The sequence below is a fragment of the Isoptericola sp. F-RaC21 genome (assembly GCF_038593535.1).
Lineage (GTDB): Bacteria > Actinomycetota > Actinomycetes > Actinomycetales > Cellulomonadaceae > Isoptericola.
Genome location: NZ_JBCFYX010000001.1, coordinates 404214 through 423534, shown reverse-complemented (window position 1 = coordinate 423534; position 19321 = coordinate 404214). Strand labels below are relative to the sequence as shown.

17 protein-coding genes and 1 pseudogene are annotated in these 19321 nt (G+C 75.0%); 7 read left to right on the top strand and 11 right to left on the bottom strand.

The window, feature by feature from the left end; genetic code table 11:
- The first annotated feature begins 40 nt into the window (after positions 1–40).
- Positions 41–1495 (top strand): MDR family MFS transporter, encoded by a 1455-nt coding sequence (locus AAG589_RS01910; protein WP_430565559.1) that lies wholly within the window; start codon positions 41–43, stop codon positions 1493–1495.
- A gap of 18 nt (positions 1496–1513) precedes the next feature.
- Here the strand turns inward: AAG589_RS01910 and AAG589_RS01905 are convergent, their stop codons facing one another.
- The gene (locus AAG589_RS01905) at positions 1514–2701 is read right to left on the bottom strand and encodes an FAD-dependent monooxygenase (RefSeq protein ID WP_430565558.1); all 1188 of its coding nucleotides are present in this window, start codon (positions 2699–2701) and stop codon (positions 1514–1516) included.
- A gap of 66 nt (positions 2702–2767) precedes the next feature.
- On the opposite strand from AAG589_RS01905, the gene AAG589_RS01900 reads away from it, so the two are divergent.
- From AAG589_RS01900 to AAG589_RS01890, 3 genes are all read left to right on the top strand, one after another.
- Positions 2768–3418: a TetR/AcrR family transcriptional regulator gene (locus AAG589_RS01900; protein ID WP_430565557.1), complete on the top strand. Its 651-nt coding sequence runs from the start codon at positions 2768–2770 to the stop codon at positions 3416–3418.
- Between the two features lie 178 nt (positions 3419–3596).
- Positions 3597–4397 carry an alpha/beta hydrolase gene (locus tag AAG589_RS01895; protein WP_430565556.1) on the top strand — a complete coding sequence of 267 codons (801 nt, stop codon included), beginning with the start codon at positions 3597–3599 and terminating at the stop codon, positions 4395–4397.
- A gap of 38 nt (positions 4398–4435) precedes the next feature.
- Positions 4436–4969 (top strand): GNAT family N-acetyltransferase, encoded by a 534-nt coding sequence (locus AAG589_RS01890; protein WP_430565555.1) that lies wholly within the window; start codon positions 4436–4438, stop codon positions 4967–4969.
- Positions 4970–4984: 15 nt separating this feature from the next.
- Here AAG589_RS01890 and dnaG read toward each other — a convergent pair whose 3' ends face one another.
- Together dnaG and AAG589_RS01880 are read right to left on the bottom strand one after the other, a co-directional pair.
- Positions 4985–6928 carry a DNA primase gene (dnaG, locus tag AAG589_RS01885; protein WP_430565554.1) on the bottom strand — a complete coding sequence of 648 codons (1944 nt, stop codon included), beginning with the start codon at positions 6926–6928 and terminating at the stop codon, positions 4985–4987.
- 10 nt (positions 6929–6938) lie between these two features.
- Positions 6939–7916, bottom strand: a complete 978-nt coding sequence (locus AAG589_RS01880) for a helix-turn-helix domain-containing protein (protein WP_430565553.1) — start codon at positions 7914–7916, stop codon at positions 6939–6941.
- Positions 7917–8002: 86 nt separating this feature from the next.
- Between AAG589_RS01880 and AAG589_RS01875 the strand changes: the two genes are divergently transcribed.
- Positions 8003–8458, top strand: a complete 456-nt coding sequence (locus AAG589_RS01875; protein WP_430565552.1) for a VOC family protein — start codon at positions 8003–8005, stop codon at positions 8456–8458.
- 7 nt (positions 8459–8465) lie between these two features.
- Here AAG589_RS01875 and AAG589_RS01870 read toward each other — a convergent pair whose 3' ends face one another.
- Positions 8466–9758: a deoxyguanosinetriphosphate triphosphohydrolase gene (locus AAG589_RS01870; RefSeq protein ID WP_430566205.1), complete on the bottom strand. Its 1293-nt coding sequence runs from the start codon at positions 9756–9758 to the stop codon at positions 8466–8468.
- Between the two features lie 48 nt (positions 9759–9806).
- Entirely contained in the window at positions 9807–10283 is a 477-nt protein-coding gene (locus tag AAG589_RS01865) for a MarR family winged helix-turn-helix transcriptional regulator (RefSeq protein ID WP_430565551.1), read from the bottom strand.
- 99 nt (positions 10284–10382) lie between these two features.
- Here AAG589_RS01865 and AAG589_RS01860 point away from each other — a divergent pair, with 99 nt between their 5' ends.
- A complete protein-coding gene (locus AAG589_RS01860) occupies positions 10383–10730 on the top strand; it encodes an antibiotic biosynthesis monooxygenase (RefSeq protein ID WP_430565550.1) in 348 nt (115 codons plus the stop codon).
- A pseudogene (locus tag AAG589_RS21230) lies at positions 10727–11797 on the top strand (serine hydrolase domain-containing protein); the annotation flags it as partial. The gene AAG589_RS01860 and the pseudogene AAG589_RS21230, both read left to right, overlap by 4 nt.
- Positions 11798–11872: 75 nt before the next feature.
- Here the strand turns inward: AAG589_RS21230 and AAG589_RS01855 are convergent.
- The 6 genes from AAG589_RS01855 to AAG589_RS01830 form a co-directional block, all read right to left on the bottom strand.
- A complete protein-coding gene (locus AAG589_RS01855) occupies positions 11873–12631 on the bottom strand; it encodes a metallophosphoesterase family protein (RefSeq protein ID WP_430565549.1) in 759 nt (252 codons plus the stop codon).
- A gap of 90 nt (positions 12632–12721) precedes the next feature.
- Positions 12722–14653, bottom strand: coding sequence for a glycoside hydrolase family 13 protein (locus AAG589_RS01850; protein ID WP_430565548.1), 1932 nt, complete (start codon positions 14651–14653; stop codon positions 12722–12724).
- Between the two features lie 52 nt (positions 14654–14705).
- Complete coding sequence (locus tag AAG589_RS01845) at positions 14706–15341, bottom strand: hypothetical protein (RefSeq protein WP_430565547.1); 636 nt, start codon at positions 15339–15341, stop codon at positions 14706–14708.
- 93 nt (positions 15342–15434) lie between these two features.
- Positions 15435–16355 carry a sugar ABC transporter permease gene (locus AAG589_RS01840; protein ID WP_446719662.1) on the bottom strand — a complete coding sequence of 307 codons (921 nt, stop codon included), beginning with the start codon at positions 16353–16355 and terminating at the stop codon, positions 15435–15437.
- The gene (locus AAG589_RS01835) at positions 16355–17932 is read right to left on the bottom strand and encodes an ABC transporter permease subunit (RefSeq protein WP_430565546.1); all 1578 of its coding nucleotides are present in this window, start codon (positions 17930–17932) and stop codon (positions 16355–16357) included. Before AAG589_RS01835 ends, AAG589_RS01840 begins: the two co-directional genes overlap by 1 nt.
- Positions 17932–19167, bottom strand: a complete 1236-nt coding sequence (locus AAG589_RS01830) for a sugar ABC transporter substrate-binding protein (protein WP_430565545.1) — start codon at positions 19165–19167, stop codon at positions 17932–17934. Before AAG589_RS01830 ends, AAG589_RS01835 begins: the two co-directional genes overlap by 1 nt.
- Positions 19168–19321 lie beyond the last annotated feature (154 nt).

The following is a 19321-nucleotide window of genomic DNA, read 5'->3' as shown; positions in this document are numbered from 1 at the left end:
ACCGGGAATACCTGCCACGGGCGACCGGCTTGTGCCTCACGTGCCCACGACCGGTCATGCCTCCGTCGGGCTGCGCTCCGAGCGCGGCCCCATCCTCCTGTCCCTCATGCTCGCGACGGCGCTCGTCGCGCTCGACTCGACGATCATCGCCACCGCGTCGGCCACGATCGCCCGGGAGCTCGGCGGGTTCGACCAGCTCCCCTGGCTGTTCTCCACCTACCTGCTCGCCCAGGCCGTGAGCACGCCGGTGTTCGGGCGCCTGGCGGACGTGCTCGGCCGCAAGCGGCTGATGCTCGCCGGCGTGGCGCTGTTCTTCGCCGGGTCGGTGCTCGCCGGCGCCGCCCCGACGATGGGCGTGCTCATCGCGGGCCGCGTGCTCCAGGGCCTCGGCGCGGGCGCCGTCATGCCGGTGTCGATGACGATCGCCGCGGACATCTACACCCTGGAGGAGCGCGCGAAGACGCAGGGCTACCTCGCGTCCGTGTGGGCGATCTCCGCCGTCGTCGGCCCGACCCTGGGCGGCGTCTTCTCCCAGTTCACGAGCTGGCGCTGGATCTTCTGGGTGAACATCCCGCTGTGCGCGCTCGCGGCCTGGATGCTGGCGCGCCGGTACCGCGAGGCGCCGCGCGAGGGCGAGCGGGAGCCGATCGACTACCTGGGCGCGGCGCTGCTCGCGGGCGGCAGCACGATGCTGCTGCTGGGCCTGCTCGAGGGCGGCACCCGCTGGGGGTGGGGCTCGCTGCCGTCGGTCGTGATCTTCTCGGCCGCGGTGCTCCTGCTCGCGGCGTTCGCCGTGCAGGCGCGGCGCACCCGGCACCCGATCGTCGACCTCGCCATCCTGCGCCGCCGCGTGGTGGGCGTGTCGACCGCGGTGTCGCTGCTCGTGGGCGTCGTCGTGCTCGGCCTGTCCACGTACGTGCCGATCTACGCCCAGGGCGTGCTGGGCACCGGCCCGCTCGTCGCCGGCTTCGCGCTCGCCGCCATGACGGTGGGCTGGCCGCTGTCGGCGTCCAACGCCGGGCGGTTCTACCTGCGGATCGGCTTCCGGTACACCGCCGTGATCGGCACGTCGCTCGTGGTGGTGGGCACGGCGCTCACGCTCCTGCTCGCCTCCGGGTCGTCGGTGTTCGCGGTCGCCGCGGCGTGCTTCGTCATCGGGGCGGGCATGGGTCTCACCGCCGTGCCGACGCTCATCGCCGCGCAGTCGCAGGCGTCGTTCACCGAGCGCGGCGCGGTGACGGGCACCAACATGTTCGCCCGGTCGCTCGGCTCCGCCGTCGGCGTGGCGGTGTGCGGCGCGATCGTCAACGCGCGCACCACCGTCGGCCCGGACGGCACCCCGGCCGGGCCCGGCCTGATGTCGGCGATCCACCTCGTGTTCGTGCTGCTGGTGGGCGTGGCCGCGGTGCTGGTCGTGCTCGCCGCGCTCATGCCCGCCGACCTGCAGGAGGCCCGCGAGCGCCGCGCGGCGACGGCGGACGCCACACCGGCCTGATCGCGCCCCGGCCGGTGCTCAGGGCAGCGCGGGCGGCGTCCAGCCCATGACGGCGCGGGCGCCGCGGGTGACGGCCGCGGCCGGCACACGGCGCAGGAGCGCGTTGCGCAGGCCCTGCCAGCGCGGGCCCAGGTGGGAACCGAACCGGCCGCTGCTCACCGACGCGCGCGCGAGCGCCCGGCACCGTGGCCGCCGCGTGGCGTCGTAGGCCGCGAGCGCCTCGCCGAGCGGCCTGCCCGACGCCACCCCCGCCGCCACGATCCGGCCCACGCACACGCCGTCCTCGAGCGCGGTGGCGGCGCCCTGACCCATCGTGGGGAGGGTGGCGTGCGCCGCGTCGCCGACCATGACGACGCGGCCCCGCGCGTAGCGCGGCAGACCGCCGGGCAGGTGCAGCACGTCGTGCCGGATGACGGCGGCGGGCGGCGTCGCGTCGATCACCCGCCGCACCTCGTCGGCCCAGCCCGCGAACCGCTCGGCGGCGGCCGAGTGCTCGTCGTCGAACCGCGTGCCCTCCGGCAGTCGCACGTACCCGTACCAGTAGGTGGCGCCGTCGGACACCGGCATCGTGCCGAACTCCGCGTGCGGTCCCCAGTACTGCAGCAGGCCCGGCCCGACGGACAGCCCCGGCACGACCGCACGCCAGCTCGAGTACCCCGAGTACACGGGCCCGCGACCGTCGTAGAGTGCGGCGCGGACCGCGCTGCGCACGCCGTCGGCCCCCACCACCAGGTCGGCCTGGCGCGCCTGCTCCGTCCCCGCGCGGCCCGCGTGGCGCACCACGGCGCGCTCGCCGCCCGGGTCGCCCTGGGTGACGGTCGTGACGCGCGCGTCGGTGACGACCTCGACGCCGAGCGCGCCGGCACGGTCGAGCAGCGCCCCGTGCAGGCGCGCGCGGTGCACGCCGCGCAGGGCGGTGGTCGCACGCAGGCCGGGGTCGTCGGGCAGGCGGAGGATCGGCCGACCGTGCCAGTCCCACGTGCCCGTGGCCCAGGTGCGGGGCCCGAGTGCGGCGACCGCGTCCCCGTCCAGCCCGAGACCGCCCAGCGCTGCCACGGCGTTCGGGGTGAGCGCCACCCCCGCGCCGACCTCGCCCAGCTCGCGGGCCCGCTCGAGCACCGTCGTGCGCCAGCCCGCCTCGGCCAGCGCGACGGCCGACGCGAGCCCGCCGATGCCGCCCCCGACCACGATCGCGGTGTCTGCCATGTCGTCCTCCGTGCGAGTCGATACCACTACGTGCGTGGTGGTATCGATCTTGCCATACTGGCGCACGTGCCCCGGACCAACCCCGAGCGACGCCGCGCCCTCACCGACGCCGCGATCGCGCTGCTCGTCGACGCGGGGGTGCACGGGCTCAGCCACCGAGCCGTCGAGCGTGCCGCCGGCCTGCCCGCGGGCACGGCCGCGAACTACTTCCCCGGCCGCGAGGAGTTGCTGGTCGCCACGGCGCAGCGTGTCGTGGACCTGCACCTCGCCGACGCCCGGGCCGCGACGGAGTCGTCGGTGGCGGCCGAGCCGCTGGGCGTCCACCGGCACGACGAGCGGGACGAGCGGGACGCCCGGGCCGAGATCCTCGAGCGCATGACCGACCTCCTCGCGGCCTCGCTCCTCGACGCCGCGACCCGCCACCGCGACCGCTACCTCGCCATCGCGGAGCTCCAGCTCGAGGCACGCCGCCGGCCCGCGCTCGCCGCGGCCCTCGCCGGGCTGGCCACGCAGGCGTCCGACCTCACGGCCGCGATGCACGCCGACACGGGCCTCGACGTCGACCCCGCGGCGGTGCCCACGCTCGTCCTGCTGTACGGCGGGACGCTGCTCACGCTGGTCACCGGAGCCGTCCCGGTCGACGCTGCCACCACCCACCGGCTCGCCCACGCCATGGTGCACGGCAGCCTGGCGCCCGCCGAGGGGCCGCACCCGTGACCGGAAACTCGTGGAGCGGCGCCGCACCCGCTGCTAGCCTCTCGCCGAGGCCGTGCGAGACAGAGCAAGGAGGTGGTACCCGTGAACGGAACGACACAGGTGCTCCTCCACGGAGTCATGGTCGGGCGATAGGTCGCCCGGGAGCGCCGCTGGTTCAGCACTCCCGAGAGGCACGACCATGAACGCCGCACCGCGCTCGACCCCCAGCCCGACGCCGGGCACCACCCTGACCTTCACGACCGAGCGGCAGCTCGACGACGGCGTCCTCGAGCGCCGCTTCACCCTCGGCGACGCCCCCGGGATCCCCGGCATCCTCTGGACGCCGGCGACCGCCACGCCGTCCGCCCCCGCTCCCCTGATCCTGCTCGGCTCACCCGGGGGCCTCGGCCTCGACCGGATGTACCCACGGCTGGTGGGCCGGGCGCGGCACGCCGCGGTCGACGGCATCGCGACGGTCGCCCTCGAGGGCCCCGGCAGCGGCGACCGACCACCTCTCCCGGGCGCCGACCAGGCGCGGGCGGACCTGCGCAGCGCGCTGTCCGCCGGCGAGCCCGTCCCCGACGAGGTCGTCGACCGGCTGGTCCTCCCGCTCGTGGACCAGGCGGTCCCGGAGTGGCAGGCCGCCCTCGACGCGCTCCTCGCCCTGCCCGAGATCGGCGGGCCGGTCGGTGTCTCCGGCGGGGTGATCGCCGTGGGCGTCCGGCTGGCGGTGGTCGAGCCGCGCCTCGTCGCCGCCGGGCTCTTCGCCGGGAGCTACGTGCCCCGGGCCACGGTCGAGGAGGCCCGGCGCGTCACGATCCCCGTGCACGTGCTGCTGCAGTGGGACGACGAGGGCAACGACCGACAGGCGGCCCTGGACCTGTTCGACGCCTTCGGCTCGGCGGAGAAGACGCTCCAGGCCAACCTGGGCGGCCACACCGGCGTCCCGGCGTTCGCCGGCGACGACGCGGCGCGGTTCTTCGCGCGGCACCTGCGCTGACCGGCCGGCCCCCGTCCGCCGGCCGCTAGGGTCGGCGGATGGGAGTCGTGTCGGCGCGGGGGCCGCAGGTCGTGCTCGAGACGGAGCGGCTGCTGCTGCGACCCTGGCGCGTCGAGGAGGCGGTCGTCCAGCGAGCGCTGTGGGCCGAGCGCGACCCCCGCGTCCCGCCGCACCGCCGCCTCGACGAGGCAGGCCGCCCCACGACCGACGAGATCGAGGCGTGGATCCGCGGCGGTTCCCGCGCGGGGCTCGGTCTGCTGGCCGCGCAGCGCCGACGCGAGGGGGACGTCATCGGGTACTGCGGCCTGGTCGACGGCGCCGTGGGCCCCCACGAGCCGGAGCTGGCGTACGAGCTGCTGCGCCGGGCCTGGGGCGCGGGGTACGCGACGGAGGCCGCGGGGGCGGTCGTCGGCTGGGCGCGCGAGTCGGGCTACCGGCGCCTGTGGTCGACCGTCCGCGACTGGAACACCGCCTCGCTCCGGGTGCTGGCGAAGACCGGCTTCGTGCCCTCCGGCCGCGTGGAGGCGGACGCCGTCCACGGCGACTCGGTGTTCCTCGTGCGAGACCTGTGACGGACCGGACCCGCCTCAGGACCCGGCGCGCTCCCGCAGCGTGCGGCGCTGCTGCTCGATGGCGAGCAGATCGGTGAACGCCTGCTGGTAGGCGGCCGGGTCCTTCTCCTGGTCGAGGCGCTGCAGGCGGCTCTTCGCGTCCGCGATGCGGCGCGTGAGCCCGAGGTCGACCAGGGCGCGCACGACGTCGGCCACGTACGCCCCGATGACGGACTCGCGGTCCTCCGGCACCGGTGCGACCGCCAGCTCCGTGACCAGCGGCGCGACCGTCTCCGGCGCCTCCTCGACCACCGCCTCCACCCAGCGGCCGCCGCCCACGTCGCGGCCCGCGGCCACGCCGCCGGCCGCGCGCACGGCGTCGTGCACGGCCCGCCAGGCGGGGACGCCGAACGCGTCCTCGCCGAGCTCGTCGAACGACGCGGGCACGTGCTGCGGGTACTGCAGGACGACGATCAGCGCCTGGCGCTCCAGCCGGGCCACCGGGTCGCGCGGGTCGGGCGCGGCGAGGACGGGCGTCGCCGGCGCGTCCTCGGGAGCGGGACGCGCGTCGCGGCGCTGGTCCTGCCGGGCGCCGCGCGACGGCGTCGAGGCGGCGCGCGCCACCTCGCGGCGGACGTCCTCGGTGTCGATGCCGATCCACCGCGCGAGCGAGCGGGAGTACCCCAGCTGCATCGACCGGTCGCGGATGCCCGCGACCAGCGGCGCGGCGGCGCGCAGCGCACCGACGCGCCCCTCGACCGTGTCGAGGTCGAACGTGTCGAGCGTGGTGCGGATGACGAACTCGAACAGCGGCTGCCGCCCGTCCACCAGGGCGCGCACCGCCTCGGGCCCGCGGGCCATGCGCAGCTCGCAGGGGTCCATGCCGCTCTGCTCGACGGCCACGAACGTCTGCGCGTGGAACCGCTGGTCCTCGCCGAACGCGCGCACGGCGGCCTTCTGCCCCGCCGCGTCGCCGTCGAACGTGAAGATCACCTCGCCGCCCAGGGAGGCCCCCGACGCGAGCTGCAGGCCGCCGCCCGCCGTCGTGTCCCCGAGCAGGCGCCGCACCACCTTGGCGTGCTCGGCGCCGAACGCCGTGCCGCACGTCGCGACGGCCGACTCCACCCCGGACAGGTGCGCGGCCATGACGTCGGTGTACCCCTCGACGATCACGACGCGCTTGCCCTGCGCGATGGACTTCTTCGCCAGGTCGATCCCGTACAGCACCTGGGACTTCTTGTAGAGCGACGTCTCGGGCGTGTTGAGGTACTTGGGCCCCTGGTCGTCGTCGTACAGGCGGCGAGCGCCGAACCCGATCACCGCGCCCGTGACGTCGCGGATCGGCCACACGAGCCGGCCGCGGAACCGGTCGTAGATGCCGCGCTGCCCCTGGCTGACCAGCCCGGAGGCGACGAGCTCCGCCTGCGTGAAGCCCCGGCCCTGCAGGTGGCGCAGCAGCGTGTCCCAGCCGGTCGGGGCGTAGCCGACGCCGAAGCGCTCGGCGTCCGCGCGGTCGAAGCTGCGCTCGGCGAGGAACGCGCGCCCGGCCTGCGCGCCCGGGGCGAAGAGCTGCTCGGCGTAGAACTCGGCGGCCACCTTGTGCGCCTCGATCAGGCGCTGCCGCTTGCCCGGCTCCTCGCGCGGGCCCCGGTTCGCGGCGGCCCCGGTGCGGGAGTCCTCGTAGCGCAGCTGCACGCCCGCACGGTCGGCGAGGTACTCGACGGCGTCGGTGAACCCCATCCCGTCGATCTTCTGCACGAACGAGATGACGTCGCCGCCCTCGCCGCAGCCGAAGCAGTGCCAGCGCCCCACGCCCGGCCGCACGTGGAACGACGGCGAGCGCTCGTCGTGGAAGGGGCACAGCCCCTTGAGCGAGCCGACGCCGGCGGGCTTGAGCGTCACGTGGGCGGAGACGATCTCCTCGATCCGTGCGCGTTCGCGTACCGCCTCCACGTCCTCGCGCTTGATCAGTCCCGCCACGGGCCCGAGTCTATGCGCGCCCGGAGGTGACCAGGTCGGCCGTCCCCCGGGGGGACGGGGCCGGGCCGGCGACCGCGGTCGCGAGCGCGGCGCGCGAGGCGGCGCACCGGCGGGCGTAGGCGGCCGGTGGCGTCCCAAGAGCACGCGCGAAGTCCGTGGTGAGGTGGGCCTGGTCGTAGTAGCCGACGGCGGCGGCGACCTCGGCGAGGGGCAGGCCGGGGTCGGCGGCGACCAGGTCCGCGGCGAGATGCACCCGGTGCCGCTGGAGCACCCACTTGGGGCTGACGCCGACCCAGTCGGCGAAGAGACGTTGCAGCGAGCGGGGCGTGGTCCCGACCAGCGCGGCGAGGTCGGCGACCCCGGCGTCCGGCCCCAGCTCCCCCGCGACCACCGCGCCGAGCACGTGGGCGACCCGGTCGAGGGCGCGAGCCGCCCGGGGCGTTCGACGTGCTGCCGCCGCGGCCCGCAGCACCGGCGTGACGGCCGCGACCGCCGCCGCGTCGTCCCCCGCCCGCGCGGCGGCCACGGCCCGGCGACCGGCGTCCTCGACGTCGTGCCCGGCCGGTCCGTGCGCACCCGAGAGCGCGACGGCGGCCGGCGCGACGAGCCCGGGGCGCAGCGCGTCGGGGCCGCCGAGGAGCACCCGCAGCGCGCCCGGGCGCAGCTTGGTACCCAGCACCGCGCCCGATCCCCGCAGCGTCCGCGAGAACAGGCCGCCGGGGATCCCGTGCACGCCGAACCCGTCAGCCTCGGCCACCACGTTGGCGTTCGGGTGCGGGATCACCACCTGCGTGAACTCGGCGCCGGGCGGCAGGCTCCACCGCACCACCCAGTGCCGCTCCACGAGGTCCGCCAGGTCGGGCGCGGGGTCCAGGCGCACCAGCTCGAACCCGGAGCGCGCGGCCGCCGGGTCGACGAGCCCGCGCGTCGACGCCGTCGGGCCCGGTGGCGCCGTCGGCACGGGCCGCCCCGTCCGCTGTTCGAACACCTGTCGCATTCCTCCAAGACTGCCCGCACCCACCGACAGCAGCATGGGTGGTGCCCGTCCAGCTCGACCGACCTCCGGAGGCTCCCATGGACCTGTCGCCGCTGCACCCGAACCTCACCGTCGCCGACCCGCGCGCCGCGATCGACTTCTACGTCGCCGGCCTGGGCGCCGAGGTGATCGACGAGATCACCGCGGGCGACGCCGTCATCCACTCCGACCTGCGGATCGCCACCGAGAAGGGGGTGTCCACGTTCACCGTCGCCGCCGCCTTCCCCGCCGAGGGAGCCGTGGCCCCCGACCGCGACGGCGCCACCACGGGCTCGTTCACGCTGTCCGTGGACGACGCCGACGCCGCCCACGCCCGCGCCGTCGCGGCGGGTGCGACGAGCACGCAGGAGCCGGGCGACTGGTTCCCGGGGTTCCGGCAGGCCGCCGTGCGCTGCCCGGCAGGGCACCGGTGGTTCTTCGCCCAGGTGGCCGACCACGTCACGGCCGCCGACGTCCAGAAGGCCAGCGACAGCTGGATGGCCGAGCAGTCCTGACGCCCGGTCAGCGCCCGCGCACGAGGCGGTCGTGCCACTGGAGCGCCGACACGTCCGTGAGCGACGCGACCTGGTCGACGACGACGCGCAGCCGCGCGCCGTCGTCGACCGCGGCGCGCCAGTCGGCGGCGAACGGCGCCTCCAGGGCATCGGGCGCGCGATCGGCGAGGACGTCCACGAGCTCCGCGACGACCTCGCGCTGGCGCCCGTACACCGGCTCGGACTCGCGCGGCGCCATGACGTAGGCGACGGCGACGCCCTTGAGGGCGAGGATCTCGTCCGCGGTCTCCTGCGGCACGACCAGTCGCGCCACGTACCGCGTGAGAGGGCCGTCGCCGAACACCTCGCGCGTCGCGTCCTGGGCCGCGCCGCTGAACCGGCCGATGAGCTGGCTGGTCGCGTCCTTGAGGCGGGCGAGGGCACGGCGGGAGCCGTCGAAGTCCGTCACCAGGTACCCGGTGTCGCGCAGCCGGCACAGGGCCGCGTCGATCGCGTCGGGCTCGTGCCAGCTCCCGTACCAGGCCCGCACGTGCGCGGCCACGCGCGCCCGCTCGTCCGCGTCGTCGAGCACCCGCAGGTCGAGCCGGCCGCCCACGACCGCGTCCTCGACGTCGTGCACGGAGTAGCTGATGTCGTCGGCGAGGTCCATGACCTGCGCCTCCATGCACCGCGCACGGCCGCGCGGCGCGCCGCGCCGCAGCCACTCGAAGACCGGCCGGTCGTCGGGGTAGACGCCGAACTTCGGCGTGGGCGCGCCGTCGGGACGCGCCGGGCCGGCGCCGAACGCCCAGGGGTACTTCACGCTGGCGTCGAGGCTGGCCCGCGTGAGGTTGAGGCCGCGGGGCGACCCGTCGCCGGCGAAGATCTTGGGCTCCAGGCGCGTGAGCAGCCGCAGCGTCTGGGCGTTGCCCTCGAAGCCGCCGATGCCCGCCGCGACCTCCGCGAGCGCCCGCTCCCCGTTGTGCCCGAACGGCGGGTGGCCGAGGTCGTGCGTGAGGCAGGCGGTGTCCACGAGATCGGGGTCGCAGCCGAGCGCACGCCCCATCTCCCGCCCGACCTGCGCCACCTCGAGGGAGTGCGTCAGCCGCGTGCGCACGAAGTCGTCGCTGCCGGGCCCGAGCACCTGCGTCTTGGCGCCGAGCCGACGCAGCCCCGACGAGTGCACCACGCGGGCGCGGTCGCGCTCGAACGCGGTGCGGTGCTTCGACTTGGGCGGCTCCGGGTACCACCGCTCGGTGTCCGCGTCGGTGTACGACCCGAGCCACTCCTCGGGCACGCCCGGGCGCGCCGCGGGGCCCATCACCTCGGCGTCGAACGCCCCCTGCTCGAAGGTCTGCACGGGGGCAGCCTAGCGAGCCCCGCCGACGCCCCGGGCGGCCTCGACGACCGCCCGCAGGCGCGCGTCGAACCGGGCGTACGCCTCGGGCCCGACGGCGCCGGCGAGCTCGCTCTCGAGGTCGGCGACGATCGCGTCCGACCGGGTCATCTGGCGCCGCCCGCGGGCGGTCGGCACGACGAGCTTCGCCCGGCGGTCGTCGGGGTCGGGGTGCCGCTCGACGTAGCCCAGCGCCTCCAGCTCGTCCACGAGCTTGCCCACCACCTGCTTGTGCTGGCCGGATCGGCGGGCAAGGTCGGTCGCACGGCTCCCGTCGGTGTCGAGCCAGGCCAGCACCGCGCCGTGCTGCGGCCGCAGGTCGTCGAAGCCCTCGGCGGCGAGCCTGCCGAAGAGCGCACCCTGGACGGCGAACAACAGCCGACTCGCCAGGACGCCGAGGTCGGGGTGCTCCGCCTTGGCCACGGCGCGCGACGAGCGGGGGGTGTCCATGCGAGATCTCCTCCTCCGGTGGCGACGACGGAATATAGTCACCTATGTTGACGATATGGATCGGTGACCACATCGTACGTCTCGCGAGCGGAGAACCTCATGTCCCTCCCTACCGGCAGCACAGGCGGCGGCGCCCCGGTGACCGTCGAGCTCACCCGTTTCCGCGTACCCGCCGACCGCGCCGACGAGCTGCTCGCCGCACGGCCCGGGATGGTGGCGGCCTTCGCCGCCCACCGCCAGGGCTTCCTCGGGGCCGAGCTGGTGCGGCTCGACGCCGAGACCTGGGTCGACGTCGTGCGATGGCGGCGCCCCGAGGACCTGGCCGAGTCGCGGCGTCGCGGCGGGGACGACCCCGCGGTCGCCGCGTTCTTCGCCCCCATCGTCGAGCTGGTGGCCGCGGAGTCCGGCCCGGCCGTCGACGGCCCCGCCGCCCGGGAGGCACGATGACCGCGGTCGCGGGCACCGACGTCGTGCTCGGCACGGTCGACCCGGGCTTCGAGCCCGTGCGCGAGGCCTTCGCCCGTTCGGTTGCCGCCCACCCGGAGCCGGTGGGCGCGCAGCTCGCCGTCCGGCATCACGGCCGGTCCGTCGTGGACCTCTGGGCGCCCGACACGTCCGCCGACACCGTGACCGGCCTGTTCTCCGTCGCCAAGGGCATCGCCCACCTCGTCGGCGCCCTCGCGGTGCAGGACGGCGCGGTCGACCTCGACCGTCCCGTCGCGCACTACTGGCCCGAGTTCGCCGCGGAGGGCAAGGGGGACGTCACCGTCGGCACGCTCTGGTCCCACGGCGCGGGCCTCGTCGCCGTGCCCGGGGGCTTCACCGTCGACGAGATCGCCGACGACGCCGCCCTCGCCGAACGGCTCGCCGGCCAGCGCCCCTGGTGGCGCCCCGGCAGCGGGTACGGCTACCACGCGCTGGTCATCGGGGCGTTGGTCGCCGAGGTGGTGCGCCGGGCGACAGGGGCGACTCTCGCCCGGCTGTACGCCGAGCGCGTGCGCGACCCCTTCGACGTCGACCTGCACCTGGGCCTGCCGGACTCCGCCCGCGCCCGGTTCGCCCCGGTCGTGCGCGCGACCGGCGCCCCGGAGCCCGACGCCGTCCCGGTGGCGCCGGCCGACGCGACGCTCACGGACCTCGCGTTCAACCGGCACGCCCCCGCGCCGACCGACGTCGTCGCGCTGGCCTCCGACCCGAGGATCCACACCGGCGGCCCTGCCTCGTCGGGAGCCTTCGGCACGGCGCGTGGCGTCGCGGCGCTCTACGCGGCGGCGATCTCCGGGGCCGCCGGGCGGGAGCCGCTGCTCTCTCCCGCGACGGCGCGCGACCTCGCGATCCCCCGGCAGGCCGGGCGCGACCTGGTCACCGGTGAGCGCGACCACTTCGGGACCGGCTTCGAGCGCATCGCGTCCCGGTTCGCCCACGCCCCGGCCGGGGCGTTCGGGCACTCGGGCGCCGCCGGGGCGCTCGGCTTCGCCGACCCCGGCTCCGGGATCGCCTACGGGTACGCGCGCTCGCGCTTCGGCGCCGGCGGCGGCGGCGGCGCCGGAGAACGGGCCGCTCGTGGCCGCCGTCGTCGAGGCCGCGCGTCAGGTCGACACGACCGCGCGTCCGCGGTAGACGGCCGTCCGCAGCTCCTGCGCCCATTCTGCGTAGCGGGGCATCCCCACCTCGCGGGCGACGGCGAGCTCGGCCTCGACGTCGTACGGCACCCGCACGTGCTGGATGCCGAACGGCGCCGGGTCCGGGGAGTCCGCCACGCCCTCGAGGATCGCGTACACCGGGGTCGGGTCGTCCAGCGGGTTGCCCACGCTGCCGGTGTTGAACAGCGTGCGCCCGTCGGAGACCTCCAGGTAGGCGTCGTGCACGTCGCCGTACCCCACGACCGTCGGCTCAGGCCCGCGCCCGGTGAGGTCGGTCGCGGCGAACATGCCGGCGAACTCCTCGGGCGTGTGGTGGAAGTGCACGCGCGTGTGCACGCTCGTGGCCGAGGCGTGGAACAGCCGCACGCGGCGGCCCGAGAGCAGCAGGTCGTGGCTGAGCGGCTTGGCGCCGAGCCACGCCACCTGGTCGGGGCGCAGCTCGTCACGCCACCACACCATCTCGTCGGGGTCTCCGTCGCCGATCGTGCGCAGGAAGTCGTCCCAGTTGCCGCGCACGTCCGCCTCGCAGACCTCGCGCAGGCGGTCGACGACGGCGCTGCCGCGCGGCCCCTTGCCGGCGTCGTCCCCGAGGTTGATCACCCGCGTGATCCCCCGGGTCTCGATGTCGGCGAGCACCGCCTCGAGCGCCCCGAGGTTGCCGTGCACGTCCGAGACGACGGCGATCCGCTCCAGTTCTGCAGCCACGCCCCGATGCTGCCACGCCGGCCCGGTGCCGAGCAGGCGGTCTCGCGCGTTCTGAGCGCTCAGAACGCGCGAGACCGCCTGGTCGGCGGGTCAGGCGAGGCGGACGACGGCGATGCCGGGCCCGTCGCCGGCGACGTCGAGCCCGCCCGACGTCGCGCGGACGCCGAGCCCACCGAACAGCACCTCCGGGTCGGCGCCGGGGGCCAGCAGGGAACCGGGCAGCCGCACGCCGGGCCACGGCGCCCGGGCCAGCACCACGAGCACGCGCTCGTCCGGCGTCTCGCGCAGGTAGGCCACGGCGTCGTCGTGCACCGCCGCCCAGCGCAGTCCGCCGTCGCGCAGTGCGGCCGACGACGAGCGCAGCGCGGACAGCCGCCGGTAGACGCCCAACGTGGCGGCGTCCCACCGGGGCCCGCCGCCGCGCGCGGCCTGGTCCCACGCCATCGTCGTGCGGGCGTGCTCGCCGTTGGTGCCGGTGGCGCCCACCTCGTCGCCCGCGAACACCACGGGCGCGCCGGGGTAGGTGAACAGCAGCGTCGCCGCCACCTCGACGAGCGCGCGCGAGCCCACGAGCGAGCGCAGCCGCGGCGTGTCGTGCGAGCTCAGCATGTTCCACTGCGTCGCCGTCACCCGCCACGGCACCAGGGCCGCGACCTCGCGCATCGTCTCGACCATCGCGGCGGCCGGGCGGCGCGGCACCGGCACGGGTAGGTCGAGGAACGGCACGTCGGAGCCGCCCGGCACCAGCCACGACCAGGCGGGGCGGGTGAAGCCCGCGTAGTTCATACCGGCGTGCCAGCCGTCGCCGGCGAGGTCACCGGCGGCGTCATGGAAGTGCTCCGCCACCAGCGCGCCGTCGGGCCGCTCGGCGAGGATGCGCTCGCGCAGCGCCCGAGCGACGGCGTGCGTGCGGTCCGCGCTCCCCCGCCGGCCGGTCATGTTGGCCACGTCCACGCGCCAGCCGTCGAGGGCGAACGGCTCGCGCAGGTAGCGCGCGATCACCGCGTCGTCGCCCGTGACCATCCGCCGCCACGTCTCCTCGGCCGCCCAGTCCAGCTTGGGCAGCGAGCCGTGCCCGAGCCAGCCGACGTACGGGTCCGCGTCGCTCCCGTACCGGGCGGGCCGCACGACATCGGGCCCGCCGTCGTCCCACAGGTACAGGTCGCGCTCGGGCGACGCCGGGTCCGCGAGCGCCCGTGCGAACCACTCGTGCCCGTCGCCGGTGTGGTTGGTCGTGACGTCGCCCATGAGGCGCATCCCGCGCACGTGCACGGCGCGGGCCAGCCGCGCGTACGCCGCGTCGCCGCCGAGCAGCGGGTCGACGTGGTCGAAGGTCGCCGCGTCGTACCGGTGGTTCGACCGCCCCGGGAAGACGGGCGTGAGGTAGAGGGTGCGCACGCCGAGCGCCTCGAGGTGGTCGAGGTGCTCCACGACGCCGTCGAGGTCGCCGCCGAACAGCTGGGTGCCCGCCAGCGGGCCGGAGCCGGCCGGCTCGTCGTCCCAGGCGGCGGGCACGGCCCACCCGGGCACCGGGCGGGAGTCCGCGCCGGCGGACCGCGCGAAGCGGTCGGGGAACACCTGGTACGCGAGCCCGTCGCGCAACCACCCCGGCGCCGGGGCGTGCGTCGTGAGGCGGAAGCTCGCGGCGTCGGGCACCTCGCGGTCGTGCACCCCGCGCCCGTCGAGCCAGCGGTACCCGCCCGGCACGGCGAGGAAGAAGCGGTAGGAGGTCACCGGGTGGTGCACGACGACGTCGGCCGCGTACCAGTCCTCGTGCGCGTCCCCGCCGTCGCGGCGGGCGGGCAGCAGGCGGGGCTCGCCGTCGTGCACCGTCCGGAGGCGCACGTCGCGCGCCCCGGCACCCTTCGGCACCCGCACGCGCACGGTGACCTCGTCGCCGAGCGCGGGCGTGCCGGCCGGGGCGTACAGGGCCGACCCGTCGTGGTGCGGCACGTCCAGGAGCGTGCGGACGGTGGTCCGGGCGGTGGTACGGGCGGTGGTCGAAGTGGTGTGCGTCGTCATGTCGTCCTCTCGTCGGTCCGGCGGGCTGGCCGCCGGACCGACCGGACGACGGTCAGCGGCGGCGGCGCCCGATCGCCCACCCGGCGGCGAGCGCGATGGCGATCCCGACGACCTGTCCGCCGAGGATCACCCTGTTGAGGTCCAGCACCGGCTGGTAGCGCGTGCCCTCGGCCGAGACCACGACGACGCCCAGCGGCTTGACGCGCAGCCCGTAGCCGCCGCCACCGCCGCCACCCTCGCCGTGGCCTTCCCCGTGGGCCTCGCCCTGCAGCTCGCCCTTGGCGTCGCCCTGGGCCTCGCCGGAGGCGTCGCCGCGAGCGGACCCGCCGCCGCGCGGCGCGTCGCCCGCGTCCGCCGTGTCGGCGGGCTCGTCGGCGGCGGCGTCGGTGCCGCCCGAGCCGATGTTGAACGACCGGCGCCAGCCCGGCGCGCTGCCGTCGCCCTTGCCCTGCCCCGTGCCCCGGCCCGAGCCGCTGCCCGTCCCCGTGCCGGCGCCGTTGGCGGCGCCGTTCCCCGCGCCGCCTCCCGAGCCGGTGCCGATCCCGCCCCACACCTTGGCGACGGGGATGATCAGCTGCCCCTGGTGCTCGTAGGGCTCGCCGTACGCGCGGCGCACGGAGAACGAGTCGTCGGCGGCGTCGGTGAGCCGTGCGAGGTCCGGGGCGTAGGAGCGCGAGTCGTCGGTCATGACGCCCAGGCTAGGACCGCGCTGTGACGGCCGCCACAAGGATCGCGGGTGGATCCGCGCGAACCTCGCGGCGGCCGCCGTGCGGCGGGGGGCTCAGCCCTTGACGGAGCCCGCCGTCAGGCCGCCCACGATGTACTTCTGCAGGAAGAGGAACAGCGCGAGCACCGGGATGGCCGACAGCACGGCGCCCGCCGCGAAGAGGCCCCAGTTGGCCTCGAGCAACGACGACACCCAGCCGTACAGCCCCACCGCCAGCGTCCAGTTGGACTCCGACTGCAGCACCACGCGGGCGATGATGAACTCGCCGAACGTGCTGATGAAGCTCAGCAGCGCCACGACGGCCAGGATCGGCGTCACCAGCCGCAGGATGATCGTCCAGTACACCTGGGCGTGCGTGGCGCCGTCGATCTTCGCCGCCTCGTCCAGCTCCCGCGGCACGGTGTTGAAGAACCCGTACATGAGAAACGTGTTCACGCCCAGGGCGCCGCCGAGGTACACGCAGATGAGCGCCAGCTTGGAGTTCAGCCCGAGCGCCGGCACGACCTCGCCGAGCGAGATGAGCAGCAGGAAGATCGCGACGAACGCGAGCATCTGCGGGAACATCTGGATGATGAGCAGCGACGTCAGGCCCAGCCGCCGGCCCGCGAACCGGAAGCGGGAGAAGGCGTACGCCGCGGCCGCGCCCATGAGCACGGTGCCGACGGCCGTCGCGACGCCGATGACGAGCGTGTTGCCCATCCACGTCCAGAACTTGGTGGCACCCAGCGCGGCGTAGTTCACCCCGCTGACCTGGGCGAACAGCTCGTTCGACCCGGTGAGGGTGCCGGTCGGCGACAGCGAGGCCGACACCACGTACACGATCGGGAAGACGGCGTACAGCACCGCCAGCACGCCGACGACGTGGCGCCAGCCGAGCTCCCGGGCCCAGCGGCCCGGCCTCATCCGGTGCCGCAGCTCCTGCTGACCCGCGCCCGTCGTCGCGGACGAGCCCGCGCGGTCGGTCGTCGTCGTCATCAGACCATCTCCTCGAGCTTGCGGGTCTGGCGGAACGCGACGGCGGAGATGACCCCGACCACCACGAAGATCACGATGGACAGCGCGCTGGCGAGGCCGTAGTCGCGCGGCGCCGAGCCGTCGAGCCCGGACACGTTGTAGACCATCGAGATGAGGATGTCCGTGTGCCCGAGGGGCACCGACGCGTCGTCGAACCGTGGACCGCCGCCCGTCAGCATCTTGATCAGGGTGAAGTTGTTGAAGTTGAAGGCGAAGCTCGAGATGAGCAGCGGCGCGGTGGCCACGAGCAGCAGCGGCATCGTGATCGAGCGCCACGTGCGCCACTTCCCGGCGCCGTCGATCCGGGCCGCCTCGTACACGTCGCCCGGCAGCGACTGCAGCGCCCCGGTGCAGATGAGGAACATGTACGGGAAGCCGAGCCACAGGTTGACCCCGAGCACCGACAGCTTGGCCAGCCACGGGTCGGTGAGCCACGGGATCGCGGCGCCGCCCAGCAGCACCTGGTTGATCACGCCGAAGCTCTTGTTGAGCATGCCCGACCACAGCAGCGCCGCGAGGAACCCCGGCATCGCGTACGGCAGGATCATCAGCGTCCGGTAGACCTTGCGCCCGCGCAGCCGCGGGTCGTTGAACACCATCGCCAGGAACATGCCCAGCGCGAAGGTCGTCACGACCGACAGCACGGCGAACGCGAACGTCCACAACAGGATCTTCACGAAGGGGCCCGCGTACCGCTCGTCGCCGAACGCCGTGGCGAAGTTCTCGAAGCCCACCGTGACGCGCCAGCCCACGGGCAGCGTCTCGCCGTCGGCGGACTCGAACTGGCCGTCGTCGTTGGGCGTGTAGACCACCCCGGTCGACGTGTCGGTCATCGTGTCGGCGGCCTCGTCGTACTCCAGCACGGGCTGGAAGACGTAGCCCGTCCGGGCGTCCTGCGTGCGCACGGAGCCGTCGGCGGCGTCGTCGGACACGGGCACCCGCAGCGTGGTGACCTCGTCCTGCCGCTGCAGCACGGTGGCGCGGTCGAGCACCGTCCACCCCGGCACCTCGGTCACGGTGCCGCCGTCCAGCGTCGCGTCGGGCGCGGCCGCGAGCGGCTCGTCGGCGGTGCCGACCTCCGTCTCGCCCCCCTCGACGACGGCGAAGCCGAGCTCGCCGTCCCCGTTCTCCACGACCGTCAGCGGCAGGGCCGGCGAGCCGTCGACCCGGCGCTCGTTCTGCGCCAGGAGGGCGTCGACCGCCTGCTCCTTGGTGGAGTTGTGGCCGTCGCCGTAGTTGGTGAAGGCCACGTAGCCGGTGTAGCCGACCACGTACACCTGGTAGACGAGCAGGAAGGCCAGCCCCGGCAGGATGTACTTCAGCGGCAGGGAGCGCTTGGTGAAGTACACCCAGTTCGCGGCGGCGAGCAGGGCCACCATGGCCGCGAGGATCCCCCACGACCCGGCACGCCACGCGGCGAGCACCCCGAAGACGCCGAGCGCGTCCACGAGCGCGATGAGCACGAGCTTGACGGCGAAGCCGGCTCCGGGATGCGTCCCGGAGCCGGCCTCGGCGCCCTTGTAGCGGGCACGCGACATCAGCCGAGCGCACCCTCGATGTCGGAGACCATCGTGTCCCAGGCCTTGGCCGGGTCGTCGGCCTTGCCGGAGATGATGCTCGCCTCGGTGACGCCCCAGAAGGACCACACCGAGCCCATCTCCGGGATGGACGGCATCGGCACCGCGGAGGCGCCGACCTCACGGAAGCCCGCGACCAGCGGGTCCTCGGACGCCGCGTCCGCGGCCTCGACCAGCGCCGGCGGGCGGCCGCCGGCCTTGAACAGCGCCGTCTGCGCCTCGGGCGTCGACAGGTAGTTCACGAGGAAGTCGTTCGCGAGGAGCGCGTTCTTGCTCTGGGCGCTCACGTAGAAGCCCTGGACGCCGACGAACGGCTGCGCGGGCTGGTCGCCGGGCGCAGGGATCGGGTCGACCGACAGCTTCATGCCCTTGAACTTCTCGAGCATCCACGGGCCGCCGACGACGAACGGCGACTGGCCCTTGGCGAACGCCTCCACCGCGATGTCGTAGGAGATGTCGGTGCTGAGGTTGCCCGCCTCGCCCTGCTCGCCGAGCCAGGTGGCGAAGGCCTCGCCGTTCTTGCCGCCGAGGGCGAGCTCCGGACGGTACGAGCCGTCGTCGTTCTGCTCGAAGACCGGCGCGCCGAACGACGTCTGGAACGGGTAGTACGTGTACGGGTCGCCCTTGTCGCCGTCCGACTGGATGAGGAACGGGAACTTGGTGTCCGCCTTCTTCCCCGCGGCGATCATGTCGTCGAAGGTCTTCGGCGCCTCGGGGGCGAGCTCCGTGTTGCGGATGAGCGCGATGTTCTCGATGGCGTACGGCAGGCCGTAGACCTGGCCGTCCTGGGTGAACGCCTGCACCGAGACGGGGATGAAGTCGCCCGCCTTGTCCCCCAGCTCGATCGGCGCGACGACGCCGTTCGCGGTGAACTCGCCGAGCCAGTCGTGGGCGCCGACCGTGATGTCCGGGCCCTCGCCGGTGGGAACCTGCGCGAGGAAGTCGGCGCGGATGTCCTCGAAGTTCTTCTGGACGATCTCGACGTCGACGCCGGACTCCGCCTCGTACGCCTCGGCGGCCGCCTGGACGGCGGCCTCGCGGGTCTCGTCGACCCAGACCGTCAGCGAACCGGAGGCCGAGGGCTTGGCGCTCGCGTCCGCGTCGGCGCTCGAGTCGCCGCTCGGCTCGCCGCTGCCGCACGCCGTCAGGGCCAGGGTCGCGGCCAGGGCCGAGGCGAGAAGGATGCTCCTTCGCATCGTGGTTACTCCCAGCTGTCATCGGTGGACGGCCCGCGCGACGCGCTCGTCGCCGGGCCCTTGATGCCCACAACGTACGGACGGTTGCAGCGGGATGCAAGATCTTGCGATAACCTTTCAGCAACGCGCGGCAACCAGCAGGAGACGCGCAGGC

Coding starts and splice junctions, on each gene's coding strand:
- AAG589_RS01870 (WP_430566205.1), bottom strand. CDS start 9,758: ATGGGCCCCGCGGCGCGCCCGGGCGTGCCCGAGGAGTGGCTCGGGTCG.
- AAG589_RS01830 (WP_430565545.1), bottom strand. CDS start 19,167: ATGCGAAGGAGCATCCTTCTCGCCTCGGCCCTGGCCGCGACCCTGGCC.
- AAG589_RS01840 (WP_446719662.1), bottom strand. CDS start 16,355: ATGACGACGACGACCGACCGCGCGGGCTCGTCCGCGACGACGGGCGCG.
- AAG589_RS01865 (WP_430565551.1), bottom strand. CDS start 10,283: ATGGACACCCCCCGCTCGTCGCGCGCCGTGGCCAAGGCGGAGCACCCC.
- AAG589_RS01875 (WP_430565552.1), top strand. CDS start 8,003: ATGGACCTGTCGCCGCTGCACCCGAACCTCACCGTCGCCGACCCGCGC.
- AAG589_RS01890 (WP_430565555.1), top strand. CDS start 4,436: ATGGGAGTCGTGTCGGCGCGGGGGCCGCAGGTCGTGCTCGAGACGGAG.
- AAG589_RS01845 (WP_430565547.1), bottom strand. CDS start 15,341: ATGACCGACGACTCGCGCTCCTACGCCCCGGACCTCGCACGGCTCACC.
- AAG589_RS01860 (WP_430565550.1), top strand. CDS start 10,383: ATGTCCCTCCCTACCGGCAGCACAGGCGGCGGCGCCCCGGTGACCGTC.
- AAG589_RS01850 (WP_430565548.1), bottom strand. CDS start 14,653: ATGACGACGCACACCACTTCGACCACCGCCCGTACCACCGCCCGGACC.
- AAG589_RS01895 (WP_430565556.1), top strand. CDS start 3,597: ATGAACGCCGCACCGCGCTCGACCCCCAGCCCGACGCCGGGCACCACC.
- AAG589_RS01905 (WP_430565558.1), bottom strand. CDS start 2,701: ATGGCAGACACCGCGATCGTGGTCGGGGGCGGCATCGGCGGGCTCGCG.
- AAG589_RS01835 (WP_430565546.1), bottom strand. CDS start 17,932: ATGTCGCGTGCCCGCTACAAGGGCGCCGAGGCCGGCTCCGGGACGCAT.